A 15,079-nucleotide genomic window follows, 5' to 3' on the forward strand; every position below is an offset into this window, starting at 1 on the left:
GGGTCCACAACGTCAGCGCCGTTCGGCCGGTTTACGCGACCTCGCCGCGTTCCGAGGCCGCGGCACAATAGTCGCGCCAGAACTGGCGGTAGCCCTCCTCGACCCTGCGCGTGTAGATCGCGACATTGCCGGCCGCCGAGGCTGCGATCTGAGCCGGCAGGCCCGCGCGCAATTTCGCGAGATACTCGGGCTGCGAGGCAAATTTGCGGGCGATCTCGACATAGCCGTCGTCATCCTCGGCGACCCAGTCGTCAAGCCCGACCGCCGCCACGATGGCACCGCCGGCGCGCGAGGAGGCGCCGTGGCCGAGCTTGGCCACGACTGGAACGCCCGCATAAAGGGATTCCCAGGTGCTGACGCCGCCATTCTGCGGAAATGGATCGAGCGAAATATCGACTCTCGCGAAGGCCTGAAGATGTTCCGCGCGCGCTGACGAGCCCAGGCAGGTGATGTTCTCTTCTGGGATGCCCTGGTTCACGAGTCGCGCAAGAAGGCCATCGCGTACCAGAGAATCGTCAAGCAGCGTATGTTTGATGATGATCTTCGATCCGACCACCTCGCGCATCACTTTCGACCATACGCGGATCGCCTCGTCCGAGATCTTGTTGACGCGGTTGAACACGCCGAAAGTCACATGGCCGTTGCGGAGCATGGGAAGCTCCGAAGCGGGCACATCCAGGATCGGATCGATCGTGATCAGGCACGGCAGATCGTAGACCTTTTCGGCCAGCAGATGACGGGCCGATTCCGGAATGAAGATCGGATCGGCGAGCACGTAGTCCATGGTCTGAAGGCCCGTGCCTGTGGCGTGTCCGAATCCGGTGGCCTGAATCGGGGCCGGCTTGCGGGCGAAGACCGGAAGCCTGTTGCCGGTCGTATGCCCGGACACGTCGATCAGGATATCGACCTTGTCGGCCTCGATACGATCGGCCAGCTCATCGTCCGAAAGCTGCGCGGCGTCGACCCAGACGTCCGCCAACGACTTGAACTTGGCTGTCATCTCATCTCGTACCGGCGAGCACGAATAGCAGACGATCTCGAACTTGGCGTGATCATGGTGGCGCAGCACCGGTAAGAGGCCAAACGCCGCCGAGTGGTACCAGAACTCGGCCGCGACATACCCGACCACGATCCGCCTGCCGGGATCGAGCTGCCGGGGTGCGAGCTTCCTCTGTGGCAATCTGGCGCCGATCGCATCCCACCAGGATTTGCGCGCGGCCTGCTGGACCGCGAAATCGGCCTCGGAGAGAAAGTCGAGAAAGTAGATCTTCCGCGCGATCAAGTCCGGCTGGTCCGGCGCAATTGCCAGACCGGCGTCGAGATGTTCGATGGCGGCTGCGATCTCTCCCTGGTTGGCAAAGCAGGAGCTCAGCAGCGCCAGGGCGATCGCCGAGCGCGGATTTTCCTCGAGCAACGCCGTGCAGGCCAGAATCGCCTGCGCCGTATTTCCCATGCTCAGCGCGACTTCTGCCTTCCCCCGCAAGGCCACTTCGAGTTTCGGTGAAAGCGCCAGTGCCGCGTCAAAATCCGCAGCTGCCTGTTCGGGCCGCGACAGCGCGAAATTGAGCCGTCCGCGGTGCGCGAGGAGCTTTGCCGAACCTGGCCTGATCGCGAGCGCCGCTGCGAGCGCGGCTTCCGCCTCGTCGTAATGCTTGAGCTCGATCCCGACCACGCCCTTGCCGATGAGGGCTTCGGCGTGACGCGGCTGAAACAACAGCGCGCGCTCGAAACTCTGTCTGGCGCGGTCAAATCGGCCCAGCGCCAGCTCGGCCAGACCTCGATTGCAGAGCGCATCGGGGTAGTCGGGCTTCAAGGCGATGGCGCGGTCATACAGTTCGATGGCTTGTTCCGGCAGGTTCATCTGGAGCAAGGCGTTGCCGAGGCCGGCCAGGGCCGGCGGAAAATTCGGCTTCAGCGCGATCGCTCTTTCCTGACACGCGCGGGCGGCCTCAAATTTCTGAAGGGACAGGTGGACAGCGGCGAGATTGTGATGCGCCTCGTGCGAACGTGGATCGATTGCGATCGCGCGCTCAATCAGTTGTTGCGCCTCCTCCAGGCGCCCGCCCTGTTGCACGCTGAGGCCGAGCAAATGCGTGGCGTCAAAATGATCCGGAACGGCTTGCACGATCTGGCGGCAGAGCGCTTCGCTCTCCGCATATCTGCCCTGGCCATAAGCGCTCGCCGCGGCGGAGATGATGGCGTCCGCCTGCTTCTTCAATTTCTTCTGCAATCGCGCATTCTGGAATGCGCGCGCGCCGGCGCTGCTCTGCAAGGTGTTTCTCCGGAAGATGGCCCGGGGCGAGTCTAGCTGATTCGCGCGCCGAGCCGGCCGGTCGGCGCGACCGGAAATCCCCCCGGGCTATTCCGGGCCTCGCCGCAGGATCCGGCTCAGGAACCGCTCGGTGCGCCTGCCCCGCTTGCCGCAGCGTCGCCGCTCTCCGAGGCGGCGGCACAATAGTCGCGCCAGAACTGACGGTAACCCGCTTCGAGCTCACGCGTGTAGATCTCGACATTGCCGGCGGGCGAGGCTGCGATCTGAGCCGGCAATCCCGCGCGCAACTTCGCCAGATGCTCGGGCTGCGACGCAAATCTGCGGGCGATCTCGACATAGCCATCGTCATCCTCGGCGACCCAGTCGCTGAGACCGACGGCGGCCACGATGGAGGCGCCGGCACGCGAAGAGGCTCCAATGCCGAGCTTGGCGACGACGGGAACGCCCTTGTAGAGGGACTCCCAGGTGCTGATGCCGCCATTCTGCGGGAAGGTGTCGAGTGAAATATCGATCTTGTCGAAGGCCATCAGGTGATCGTCGCGCGAGGTGGTGCCGAGGCAGGTGATGTCCTCCTCCGCAATGCCCTGCGCGATGAAGCGTGCGATCAGGCTATCGCGCAGCAGGGCATCATCGAGCAAACCATGCTTGAGGATGATCTTCGATCCCGGCACCTCCCGCATGATGCGCGACCACACACGGATCGCATCATCCGAAATCTTGTAGATACGGTTGAACACGCCGAAGGTGACGTAGCCGTTGCGGAGCATCGGCAGCTCGGAGGGCTGCAGATTAGTGACCGGCTCCATCGTGATCAGGCACGGCAGATCGTAGATCTTTTCCGGAAACAAATGCCGAGCCGATGGCGGAATGAAGATGGGATCCGCGAGCACATAGTCCATGGTCGGCATGCCCGTGCCCGTCGCGTGTCCGAATCCCGTGGCCTGGATCGGAGCCGGCTTCCGCGCGAAGCATTGCAGCCTGTTCCCGGTCGTGTGGCCGGAAACGTCGATCAGGATGTCGACGTTGTCGGCCTGAATACGATCGGCGAGCTCGTCGTCCGACATCTGCCAGGCGTCGACCCAGACGTCCGCCATTGATTTGAACTTGGCGGTGTACTCGTCCGCTCCCGGCCAGGAATAATAGCAGATGATCTCAAACTTGGTGTGATCGTGGTTGCGCAGCACGGGCAGCAGGGTGAGTCCCGCCGAGTGCTGCCGGAATTCGGCCGCGACATAGCCGACCACGATCCGCTTGTCCGGATCGAGCGGCCGCTTCGGCAGCGTCCTTCGCGGTATCTTCGAGCCGATCGCATCCCACCAGGATTTTCGTACCGCCTGCTGGACCGCGAAATCGGCGTCCGCGAGGTAGTCGAGCAGGAAGATCTTGCCCCTGATCGCGTCTCCATAATCCGGTCGGATCGCAAGCGCGCGATCGAGATATTGGATCGCGGAGTCCATGTCTCCCTGGTTGGAATAGGCGAAGCCCAGCAGCGCCAACCCCATCTCGGATCGCGGATTTCGCTCGATCAAGGTCGTCGCGGCCGCCATCGCCTGCGCGGTCCTTCCCATGACGAGGCAGACCTGCGCCTTGCCCCGGAGGGCCAGCTCGAGCTTGGGCGAAATGGCAAGCGCCGCATCGAAATCCGCAAGCGCGGGCTCCAGGCGCTGCAGCTCGTAACTGAGCCGCCCGCGCTGGGCCAGGATCCTCGGCGCACCAGGCTTGATCGCGAGCGCCATGGCGAACTTGGCTGCTGCCTCCTCGTGGTGCCGCAGCTCCATGCTGACCATGCCGGTGCCGACGATGGCCTCGGCGTGACGCGGCTGAAACAGCAGGGCGCGATCGAAACTCTCCTTGGCGCGCATGATCTGCCCAAGCACGAGCTCGACCATGCCGCGATTGCAGAGCGCATCGGCATAATCCGGTTTGATCTTGATGGCGCGCTCGTGCATCTCGAGCGCCTGCTCGTAGAGCGCCATGTGCATCAGCGTGTTGCCGAGATTGGTCAGCGCCACCGCGAAATTCGGCTTCAGCGCGATCGCCCTCTCCTGGCACCGTCGCGCCTCCTCGTAATTGCCGAGGTCAAAATGCACGGTTGCGAGGTTGTTATGGGCATCGTGCAGGCGCGGATCAAGCGCGATCACGCGCTCCAGCAGCTCTTTCGCCTCCTCGAGGCGCCGGCCGTCGTGGGCGCACATGCCGAGCAGGTGCATGGCGTCGATATGATCCGGAAGGGCTTTCAGGATCTCGCGGCACAGCGCCTCGGTTTCGGCATATCGGCCCTGGCCATAGGCGTTCGCCGCAGCAGCGATGACGGCGTCGGCCTGCTTCATCAACTTCTTCTGCAATCGCGCATTCTGGAATGCGCGCGCGCCGCCGCCGCTGTTCTGCAAGGTGTCTCTCCGGAGGATGCCCTCAGAGGAGTCTAACTGATTCGCAGGCCCGGCCGGCCGGTCACCCAACCAGCAGCGCCTCCGGGATTTCCCGGGGGGCGGCGCAAGGTCGGACTACGCCACCTCGCCGCGTTCCGAGGCGCCGGCACAATAGTCGAGCCAAAAACGACGATAGGCCGCCTCGACCTCACGCGCGTAAACTTCGACGTTGCCGGCAGGCGAGGCTGCGATCCGAGCCGGCAGCTCCGCACGCAATTTCGCCAGATGAGCGGACTGCGCCGCATATTTGCACGCGATCGCGGCATAGCCGTCGTCATCCTCGGCGACCCAGTCGTCGAGGCCGACGGCCGCCACGATCGAGCCGCCGGCGCGTGACGAAGAGCCGTTGCCGAGCTTGGCGACGACCGGAACGCCCGCATAGAGGGATTCCCAGGTGCTGATGCCGCCATTTTGCGGGAAGGTATCGAGGGAGATGTCGACTTGCGCAAAGGCCAGCAGATGCTCGTGGCGCGTGGTCGAGCCCAGGCAGGTGATATTGTCTTCGGCAATGCCCTGGGCTGCGAACCGTGCGATCAGGCCGTCGCGCAGCAAGGGATCGTCGAGCAGCCCGTGCTTGATGATGATCTTCGAACCCGCCGCCTCGCGCATCACTTTCGACCACACCCGGATCGCCTCATCCGAGATCTTGTAGATGCGGTTGAACACACCGAAGGTCACATGGCCGTTCCGGAGCATGGGAAGCTCCGAGGGCGGCACGTCCAGGATGGGATCGATCGTGATCAGGCAGGGCAGATCATGGACCTTCTCGACCAGCAAATGGCGCGAGTGCGGAATGAAGATTGGATCAGCGAGCACGTAATCCATGGTCTGAAGGCCCGTGCCCGTGGCGTGTCCGAAACCCGTGACCTGTATCGGGGCCGGCTTGCGGGCAAATACGGGGAGCCTGTTGCCAGCCGTATGCCCGGACACGTCGATCAGGATATCGATCTTGTCCGCCTGGATGCGATCGAGGAGCTCGTCGTCCGAAAGCTGCGCGGCGTCGACCCAGACGTCCGCGAGGGGCTTGAACCTCTCGGTGATCTCATCCTGCAGCGGCCAGCAGGAATAGCAGACGATCTCGAACCTGGCGTGATCATGATGGCGCAGCACCGGCAACAGCGCGAACGCTGCCGAGTGGTTCCTGAATTCCGACGCGACATAGCCGACGACGATCCGCCTGTCCGGATCGAGTTCCCGGGGCGGCAGTGCCCGTTGCGGCAGTCGGGCGCCGATTGCATCCCACCAGGATTTTCGCGCCGCCTGCTGGACCGCGAAATCGGCCTCCGGCAGATAATCCAGGATGAATATCTTGCGTGCGATCGCATCCGCATAGTCCGGTGAGATCTCGAGCGCCGCGTCGAGATGCTCGAGTGCCGTCGCGACGTCTCCCTGGTTCGCATAGCAGGCGCCGAGAAGCACGATTGCGTAATCGGACCGCGGATTGTCCTCGAGCAGGATCTTCACGGCCGCGATCGCCTGCGTCGTGTTCCCCAAGAGAAGGTTGACTTGCGCCTTGCCACGCAGCGCGAGCTCGAGCCGCGGCGATTGCGCCAGTGCCGCATCGAAGTCCGCCGCCGCCTGCTCCAGGCGGTGCAGATCGAAATTGAGCCGCCCGCGCTGGGCCAGAATCCGCGGTGAACCCGGCTTGATCGCGAGCCCTGCCGCGAGGGCGGCTTCCGCCTCCTCATAATGCCGGAGCTCGATGCACACCATGCCCTTGCCCGCGATCGCTTCCGCATGACGCGGCTGAAACGACAGGGCGCGATCGAAACTCTCCTTGGCGCGCTCGGACCGGCCGATCAACAGCTCTGCCATGCCGCGGTTGCAAAATGCATCGGCATAGTCGGGCCGCAGCCCGATCGCGCGTTCGTGCAGCCCGATCGCCTGTTCGCCGAGGCCGACATTCAGGAGCGTATTGCCGAGATTGGTCAGGGTGATCGGACAATTCGGCTTCAGCGCAATGGCCTTCTCCTGGCATGCGCGGGCGTCCTGAAATTTCTGGAGATCGAAATACACGGCGCCGAGATTGCCATGGGCATCGGGCGAGCGCGGATCGAGCGCAACCGCGCGTTCGAACAGCTGTTGCGCCTCCTCCAGCCGCCCGCCCTCATACGCGCGCAGGCCGAGCAGGTGCGTGGCGTGGAAATGATCCGGAACCTCCTCCACAATGCCCCGGCAGAGCATCTCGGCCTCGGCAAATCGGCCCTGCCGCAGCGCCTCGACCGCGAGCGACATGACGGCGTCCGCCTGCTTCCTCAACTTCTTTTGCAATCGCGCATTCTGGAATGCGCGCGCGCCGACACTGCTCTGCAAGGTCTCTCTCCGGAAGATGGCCCGGAAAGAGGCACAGCTGATTCGGATGGTGCCAGGCTGGCGGGTGAGTCAGGCCGGCGCGGCCTCCGGATGGCGAGTGCTCAGCGCAGGATCTGGCTCAGGAACAGTTTTGTGCGGGCGTGCTGGGGCGCCGCAAAGAACTCGTTCGGCGTGTTGGCCTCGATGATCTGGCCGGCGTCCATGAAGACCACGCGGTTGGCGACCTCGCGGGCAAAGCCCATTTCGTGGGTGACGACCAGCATGGTCATGCCTTCCTCGGCGAGGTCCACCATGGTGTCCAGCACCTCCTTGACCATCTCGGGGTCGAGCGCCGAGGTCGGCTCGTCGAACAGCATGACCTTCGGGTTCATGGTCAGGGCCCGCGCGATCGCGACGCGCTGCTGCTGGCCGCCGGACATCTGCCCCGGAAACTTGTTGGCCTGATGCGGGATCTTGACCCGCTCCAGGAACTTCATCGCGTTGATCTCGGCGTCCTTCTTCGGGATGTTGCGCACCCAGATCGGCGCCAGCGTGCAATTCTCCAGCACGGTCAGATGCGGGAACAGGTTGAAGCTCTGGAACACCATGCCGACTTCCCGGCGCACCGCGTCGATGTGCTTGAGGTTGGGGCCGAGCGCGATGCCGTCGACGACGATCTCGCCCTCCTGGAATTCCTCCAGCGCGTTGATGCAGCGGATCAGGGTCGACTTGCCGGAGCCCGAGGGTCCGCAGATCACGATGCGCTCTCCCTTCTCGACCGCGAGGTCGATGTCGCGCAGCACGTGGAAGTCGCCGTACCATTTGTTGAGGCCGGAAATCTTGACGATGGGGTCGGACATGGTGACCTCGATCAGTTGCGACGGTGGGCGTTGAGGCGGTGCTCGACGAACAGCGAGTAGCGCGACATTCCAAAGCAGAAGATGAAGTAGATGATCCCGGCGAAGGCGAAGCCGGTGAACGCGGTCGAAGGCGTTGACCATTTCGGGTCCGAGAACGAGGCCCTGAGCGAGCCGAGCAGATCGAACAGCGCCACGATCGAGACCAGCGAGGTGTCCTTGAACAGCGAGATGAAGCTGTTGACGAGGTTCGGAATGACGTGACGCAGCGCCTGCGGCAGCACGATCAGCGAGGTCGTCTTCCACCAGGACAGGCCGAGGGCCGCGGCGGCCTCGCCCTGCCCGCGCGGGATCGCGGCGAGCCCGCCGCGGACGTTCTCGGCCTGATAGGCGCCCGTGAACAGCGCGATGCCGATCAGCGCGCGGACGAGGCCGTCGACGGTGAAATTGCCGGGCAGGAACAGCGGCAGCATGTAGGTGGCGAAGAACAGCACGGTGATCAGCGGCACGCCGCGCCAGAACTCGATGAAGGCGATCGAGAAGATCCGGATCAAGGGAATGGTGGAGCGGCGGCCGAGCGCCAGCGCGATGCCGATCGGCAGCGAGGTGACGATGCCGGTGACGGAGACCACCAGCGTCACCAGAAGGCCGCCCCACAAATTCGTCGTCACGACCGGCAGTCCACCGCGATCGAGCCCCATCAGCTTGATCACGATAGCGATGGCACCGAAGGCAACGATGCTCGAGGCCAGAGCGCGCCAGCCGGTGCGCAAGCCGCCGCCGAGACCGAAGGCGATCAACGACACGACCGCGGTGGTGACGGCGAAATCGGCCCAGATCGACTGACCCGCGCCCTGGATCTGATCGCGCAGCCAGGTCAGCGGAAGGATCAGCCAGGAGATCGCCGTGCCGACCAGCACGATAAAATTCCCGACCAACCACAACAACGGCGCGGCGGCGGATGACTTGCTGAGACCGAGCACGGCCTGCCCGGCGCCGATGATGCTGTCGTCGAACAATTCCAGCAGGCCGGCGGTCCAGCTGAGACCAAAGCCCTTGATGCCGCCACCGTGCAGCAGAAAGAACGCGACCACAGGAAATGCGAAGAAGAACAGACTGGCGTTGAGCCCCTTCGCCGGCAGACGCGGCACGAGCAGCGGCACCAGCAGGGCCACCGCAAGAATGAAGGTGAGGTTGACCCGCCAGCGCTCGGCCTCGGGATAAAAACCGTAGATCAATTGCGGCAGCTTGGCCTGGATGTAGGGCCAGCAGGCGCCGACCGCAAAGCCGGCGTTCTCCGCGAGGCATGCCGTGCGGTCCTTGCCGCTCCAGACCGCATCGACCATCAGGAACCTGACCGAGGGAACGATGGTGAACCACAGCAGCAAGGCGCCAACGATCGTGAGCAGGATGTTGGTCGGCGAGTTGAACAGGCGCGTGCGCATCAGCCCGACAAAGCCCGTGGTCTTCACAGGCGCGGGACGTTCGGTGAGCAGGTCCCGGCGGACGAAGCTGCTCGAGGCGATATCGCTCATGCGCCCAGACTCCGGCTGACGCGCCACCCGTAGACGCTCATGATCGCGCTGGTGAGCAGCGAGATCAGGAGATAGATGCCCATGGTCATCGCGATGATCTCGATCGCCTGCCCGGTCTGGCTCAGCGACGTGCCGGCGAACACCGAGACGAGGTCAGGATAGCCGATCGCGACCGCCAGCGACGAGTTCTTGGTGAGATTGAGGTACTGGTTGGTCAGCGGCGGCACGATGACGCGCATGGCCTGAGGCACGACGACCAGCCGGAGCGTGGTGCCGCGGCTGAGGCCGAGCGAGGCCCCCGCCTCCATCTGCCCCTTGTGGACCGACAGGATTCCGGCGCGCACGATCTCGGCGATGAAGGCGGCGGTATAGGTCGACAGCGCCAGCGTCAGCGCCACGAACTCCGGAATGATCCGCGATCCGCCGGCGAAATTGAAGCCCTTCAGCTGCGGCAGCTCGAAGGTAAAGGGCAGACCGAACACCAATATCGTGGCGAGCGGCAGCCCGAACAGCAGGCCAAGCACAGTGGGCCAGATCCGGATCATCCGCCCTTCCTGAAACAGCGCGCGCCGCGCATAGAAGCGCAAGGCCAGGGACGCGACGATACCGAGCGCCAGCATCGCCAGGAATGGCTCCAGGCCGCTCCCGCCGACCGGGCTTGGAATGACGAGGCCGCGATTGCTGATGAAGGCGACGCCGAGCAGCGAGATGCTCTGCCGCGGATTGGGCAAGGCCGCCAGCACCGCGAGATACCAGAACAGGATCTGGAACAGCAGCGGCAGGTTGCGGATGAGCTCGACATAGATCTCGCCGACGCGGGACAACAGCCAATTGGGTGACAGCCGGCACAGCGCGACGATGAAGCCGATCAAGGTGGCGAAGACGATGCCCACCACCGAGACCACGAGCGTGTTCAGGAGCCCGACCACGAACACGCGCAGGAACGTGTCCGAGCCGGTATAGGAGATCAGGGTCTGGTTGACGTCGAAGCCGGCATTATTCCTGAGGAAGCCGAAGCCGGCGGCAATGTGCTGGTTTTCGAGGTTGGCGCGGGCATTGGAGACGATCTCATAGCCGATCCAGCCCAGGATCGCCGCGAAGGCAAACTGGACGGCAACGCCGTTCCAGCCTGCCTTGCCACCCAGAACGCGCCTGATCTTCAGCGCGATCTGGGGTGGCGGTTTTCGGGCCTCGGTGCTCATGCCGCTGCCAGCGGATCAGGATGATCAGCGGATCGGCGGCGCGTACTGAAGACCGCCCTTGTTCCAGAGATTGTTGAGACCGCGATTGATGGCGAGCGGCGAGCCCGCGCCGACATTGCGATCGAACACCTCGCCGTAATTGCCGACCGCCTTCACGATCCGCACCACCCAGTCCTTGGTCAGGCCGAGCTGTTCGCCGAAATTGCCGTCGGTGCCGAGGACGCGCTTCAACTCGGGATTTTCCAGCTTTGCTTTCTCGTCGACGTTCTTCGAGCTCACGCCAAGCTCTTCGGCGGTGACCATCGCGAACAGCGTCCACTTCACGATGTCGAACCACTGATCGTCGCCGTGGCGCACCATGGGGCCGAGCGGCTCCTTCGAGATGATTTCGGGAAGCACCATGTGGTCGTTGGGATTGGCAAGCTTCAGGCGATTGGCGTACAGGCCCGACTGATCGGTGGTGAAGACGTCGCAGCGTCCGGCCTCATAGGCCTTGACCGTTTCGTCGTTGGTGCCGAACGCGATCACCTCGTACTTCATGTTGTTGGCTTTGAAGTAGTCGGCCAGATTCTGCTCGGTGGTAGTGCCGGTCTGCACGCAGACCGAGGCGCTGTTGAGCTCGAGCGCCGAATTCACCTTGAGCGACTTCTTCACCATGAAGCCCTGCCCGTCATAATAGGTCACGCCGGTAAAATTGGCGCCGAGCGAGGTATCACGCGAGATGGTCCAGGTGGTGTTGCGCGAGAGCACGTCGATTTCGCCGGATTGAAGCGCGGTGAAGCGGTCCTTGGCGGACAGCGGCACGTACTTGACCTTGGTCGCATCGTTGAAGATCGCCCCGGCGATCGCCTTGCAGACGTCGACGTCGAGGCCGGTCCAGTTGCCCTTGTCGTCGGGCGAGGAGAATCCCGGCAGGCCCTGGCTGACGCCGCAGGACAACATGCCCCGGTCCTTGACCGTCTTGAGCGTTTGCGCATCGGCGGCCTGGGCGGAGAGGCCGGCGGCGAGAGCAAGGGTGAGAGCCAGGGTTACGCGTTTCATGGGCTTTGGGCCTTTCAAAGTCGTATCAAGGAACGTTGTCTCAGGATCATCCCTGCCAGGGCCAGGCGTATCAAGGCCAGCCCTGCAAGAGTCATGCTGGAAAACCTTGCCGAACACCCGCCGATCCCGAAAGGCCATACCTTAATCCCCGCCGCAGCGCCGGCCGATATGGCTGTGACGCAAGGTCCGGTCAGACGATGGATCGAAGGTCGCGGCAGGCCCCTCAACATGCGGCGACTGAATAGCACCTGCGCATCACAGAACGACTGGCGTGCCGGGTCAAGGGGTTGACGGGACTCTTCTGTGTTCTGTTATTAACGACAGCGGCCTTTCGGCCAGCCCGTCAGGCGCCAAGCCCGAGCGGAAACGCGGTTTTGAAAGCAGACGCATGGATTCCTCGCACCCCCAAGAGCAGCAGGCCGAGACCCGGCTGGTCACCTCCGGCCGCGACACCAAGGCGCAGAAGGGGTTCGTCAATCCGCCGGTCTTTCATGGCTCGACCGTGCTCTACCCGACTGCGGAGGACCTGCACGCCCATCGCGGCGAGTTCACGTATGGCCGCCACGGTTCCCCTACCACCAAGGCGTTCCAGGAGACGCTGATGGCGCTGGAGGGACCACAATGCGCCGGCGTCGGCATCGTCCCGTCGGGGCTGTCGGCGATCTCGACCACCCTGCTCTCGGTGCTCAAGGCCGGAGACCATCTCCTGGTCTGCGACAACGTCTATCGGCCCTCGCGCAATTTCTGCAACGGCATGCTCACCCGCCTTGGCGTCGAGACCAGCTATTTCGATCCGATGATCGGCGCCGGCATCGACAAGCTGTTCAAGCCCAACACCCGGGCCGTTCTGGTGGAGGCCCCGGGCTCGCAATCGTTCGAGATGCCGGACATTCGCGCCATCGCCGAGGTCACGCATCGGCACGGCGCGCTCGTCATCGACGACAATACCTGGGCGACGCCGCTCTATCACCGCTCGCTCGAACAGGGCGTCGACATCAGCATGCAGGCCGCCACCAAATATATCGGCGGCCATTCCGACATCATGTTCGGCACCATCTCGGCCAATGCCAAGGCCTGGCCGATGGTCACTGAAGGCATCCGCCTGCTCGGCGTCTGCGCTGGACCCGACGACGTCTTCCTGGCGCTGCGCGGCCTGCGCACGCTGTCGGTGCGGCTGGCACAGCATCACCGCTCCGGGCTCGACATGGCGCGTTGGCTCGCTGCTAGACCCGAGGTCGCGCGCGTACTGCATCCGGGGCTCGAGACCGATCCCGGCCACGCGATCTGGAAGCGTGACTTTACCGGCGCGTCAGGCCTGTTCAGCATCGTGCTGAAGCCAGCACCGCAGAAGGCCGTCGACACCATGCTCAACACGCTCAAGCTGTTCGGCATGGGTTTTTCCTGGGGTGGCTTCGAGAGCCTCGCGATTCCCTTCGACTGCGACGCCTATCGCACCGCGACCAAGTGGGCGCCGGGCGGCCCGACGCTGCGTCTCCACATTGGCCTCGAGAGCGTCGACGACCTCAAGGCCGATCTCGACCGCGGCTTCGCTGCCCTCAAAGCGGCAATGTGAGCCTGCTCACAAGGCATCTCGACCGCGGACGCGCCAACGCGCGCCGCGACGGACGCGCAATGCGCGCCGTGGGAACGTGCAGCTGGCGTAAACGTTAACGCCGACGCGCCAACAAAAGGTTTGAACCTCAAGCATTTGGCGCTAGCCTCACAAATCGACTCCAATCCGGACACGGAGCATGGGAACGTTGGTTCTGCTCGATCTGATGGGCGGCGTTGCGCTGTTGCTGTGGGGCCTGCACATGGTCCACAGCGGGATCTTGCGCGCCTTCGGTCCTGACCTCAGGCGGCTGCTCGGCAAGGCGCTGAGCAACCGCGGCAGCGCTTTCGCCGCCGGCCTCGGCCTCACCGCGCTGCTCCAGAGCAGCACCGCGACCGCCCTGATCACGAGCTCGTTCGCAGCCGAGGGGCTCGTCAGCCTTGCCGCGGCGCTTGCCATCATGCTCGGGGCCAATGTCGGCACGACGCTGATCGTGCAGGTGCTGTCGTTCAACATCGCAGCCGTCGCGCCGGTCCTGTTCGTGCTTGGCCTCGTCGCCTTCCGCTCCGGCCCGCGATCGCGGATCAAGGACATCGGCCGCGTCTGCATCGGCCTTGGCCTGATGCTGCTCTCGCTGCATATCCTGCTCGACACGCTGGCGCCGGCGGAGAACGCACCGGGCGTCCGCATCGTGATGTCGGCCATCACGGGCGATCCCATATTGTGCATCATCATCGCCGCCCTTGTCACCTGGGCCGTGCATTCAAGCGTCGCCAGCGTGCTGCTGATCATGTCGCTGGCCTATTCGCAGTTCGTCACGCCCTACGCGGCGCTGGCGCTGGTGCTCGGGGCCAATCTCGGCAGTGCCATCAATCCCGTGTTCGAGGGCGCCAGGCGTGACGATCCCGCGAGCTACCGCCTGCCGGTCGGCAATCTCGTCAACCGCGTGATCGGGATTGCGCTCGTCCTGCCCTTCCTCGGCACGATCGCCGAGCACATGCACGCCTGGCAGCCTGATCTGGCCAAGATGACGGCGGCTTTCCACATCACCTTCAATGTCGGCACGGCCGTCGTCTTCATCGGCCTGCTCGACACCATGTCGCGCCTGTTGACACGCCTTCTGCCGGATCGCGTGCAGGAGGCCGATCCGGCCCGCCCGCGCTATCTCGACGAGACTGCGCTGGAGACGCCATCACTGGCGCTCGCCGACGCCGCTCGCGAGACGTTGCGGATGGGAGATCTCGTCGAGGTCATGCTGCGGAAGGTGATGGCGGCGATGATGACCGGCGACCGTGCGCTGGTCGACCAGGTCTCCAAGATGGACAATTTCGTCGACGGTCTCGACGAGGCCATCAAGCTCTACGTGACCAAGCTGATGCGGGGCAGCCTCGACGAGAGCGAAGGGCGGCGCGCGATGGAGATCATCTCCTTCGCCATCAACCTCGAACATATCGGCGACATCATCGACAAGAGCCTGAGCGAGCTCGCCACCAAGAAGATCAAGCGGCGCTTCCAGTTCTCGGCGGAAGGGGCCGACGAGCTCGCCGCCTTCCACAAGCGCACCATGGACTCGCTGCGGATCGCCTTCGGCGTCTTCATGTCCGGCGACGCCAACGAGGCGCGCAAGCTACTGGTGGAGAAAACTGCACTGCGCAACACCGAGCTTGCCGCAGTCGAGCGCCACCTCGACCGCCTGCGCGAGGGCCGCCCCGAGACCATCGAGACGACCTCGCTGCATCTGGACGTGCTGCGCGATCTGCGCCGCATCCACTCGCACATCTGCTCGGTCGCCTATCCCGTGCTCGACGCGGCCGGCGTGCCCTATCGCAGGACCGAGGCGGAGACAGCCGCCCTGCCAGCCTCAGGCGCGGCCTCGGCGTTGCCGCGCTAAAACCTGGG

General features: G+C 64.2%; 9 protein-coding genes. 2 read left to right on the plus strand and 7 right to left on the minus strand.

Annotated features, from left to right (window positions below; genetic code table 11):
* Window positions 1-31: 31 nt before the first annotated feature.
* The 7 genes from XI04_RS24240 to XI04_RS24270 all read right to left on the minus strand — a co-directional run bounded on the left by XI04_RS24240 (window position 32) and on the right by XI04_RS24270 (window position 11,628).
* Window positions 32-2,272, minus strand: a complete 2,241-nt coding sequence (locus XI04_RS24240; RefSeq protein ID WP_271609169.1) for an O-linked N-acetylglucosamine transferase, SPINDLY family protein — start codon at window positions 2,270-2,272, stop codon at window positions 32-34.
* A gap of 116 nt (window positions 2,273-2,388) precedes the next feature.
* On the minus strand, window positions 2,389-4,662 hold the full coding sequence (locus tag XI04_RS24245; protein ID WP_271609168.1) for an O-linked N-acetylglucosamine transferase, SPINDLY family protein: 2,274 nt from the start codon (window positions 4,660-4,662) through the stop codon (window positions 2,389-2,391).
* Between the two features lie 114 nt (window positions 4,663-4,776).
* Entirely contained in the window at window positions 4,777-7,014 is a 2,238-nt protein-coding gene (locus XI04_RS24250) for an O-linked N-acetylglucosamine transferase family protein (RefSeq protein WP_271623788.1), read from the minus strand.
* Window positions 7,015-7,115: 101 nt separating this feature from the next.
* Window positions 7,116-7,853 carry an amino acid ABC transporter ATP-binding protein gene (locus XI04_RS24255; RefSeq protein WP_018323160.1) on the minus strand — a complete coding sequence of 246 codons (738 nt, stop codon included), beginning with the start codon at window positions 7,851-7,853 and terminating at the stop codon, window positions 7,116-7,118.
* A gap of 11 nt (window positions 7,854-7,864) precedes the next feature.
* Window positions 7,865-9,385 carry an amino acid ABC transporter permease gene (locus XI04_RS24260; RefSeq protein WP_038970275.1) on the minus strand — a complete coding sequence of 507 codons (1,521 nt, stop codon included), beginning with the start codon at window positions 9,383-9,385 and terminating at the stop codon, window positions 7,865-7,867.
* The gene (locus XI04_RS24265) at window positions 9,382-10,587 is read right to left on the minus strand and encodes an amino acid ABC transporter permease (RefSeq protein WP_028144714.1); all 1,206 of its coding nucleotides are present in this window, start codon (window positions 10,585-10,587) and stop codon (window positions 9,382-9,384) included. Before XI04_RS24265 ends, XI04_RS24260 begins: the two co-directional genes overlap by 4 nt.
* A 24-nt stretch (window positions 10,588-10,611) precedes the next feature.
* Window positions 10,612-11,628, minus strand: a complete 1,017-nt coding sequence (locus XI04_RS24270) for an amino acid ABC transporter substrate-binding protein (protein ID WP_028144715.1) — start codon at window positions 11,626-11,628, stop codon at window positions 10,612-10,614.
* A 388-nt stretch (window positions 11,629-12,016) separates the two neighbouring features.
* On the opposite strand from XI04_RS24270, the gene metC reads away from it, so the two are divergent.
* Both metC and XI04_RS24280 read left to right on the plus strand, forming a co-directional pair.
* Entirely contained in the window at window positions 12,017-13,201 is a 1,185-nt protein-coding gene (metC, locus tag XI04_RS24275; protein WP_038946724.1) for a cystathionine beta-lyase, read from the plus strand.
* Between the two features lie 178 nt (window positions 13,202-13,379).
* Window positions 13,380-15,071: a Na/Pi cotransporter family protein gene (locus XI04_RS24280; protein WP_152102999.1), complete on the plus strand. Its 1,692-nt coding sequence runs from the start codon at window positions 13,380-13,382 to the stop codon at window positions 15,069-15,071.
* Window positions 15,072-15,079 lie beyond the last annotated feature (8 nt).

Origin of the sequence: Bradyrhizobium sp. CCBAU 11430 (genome assembly GCF_028128855.1) — a bacterium.
In the GTDB taxonomy this organism is placed as follows: domain Bacteria; phylum Pseudomonadota; class Alphaproteobacteria; order Rhizobiales; family Xanthobacteraceae; genus Bradyrhizobium; species Bradyrhizobium ottawaense.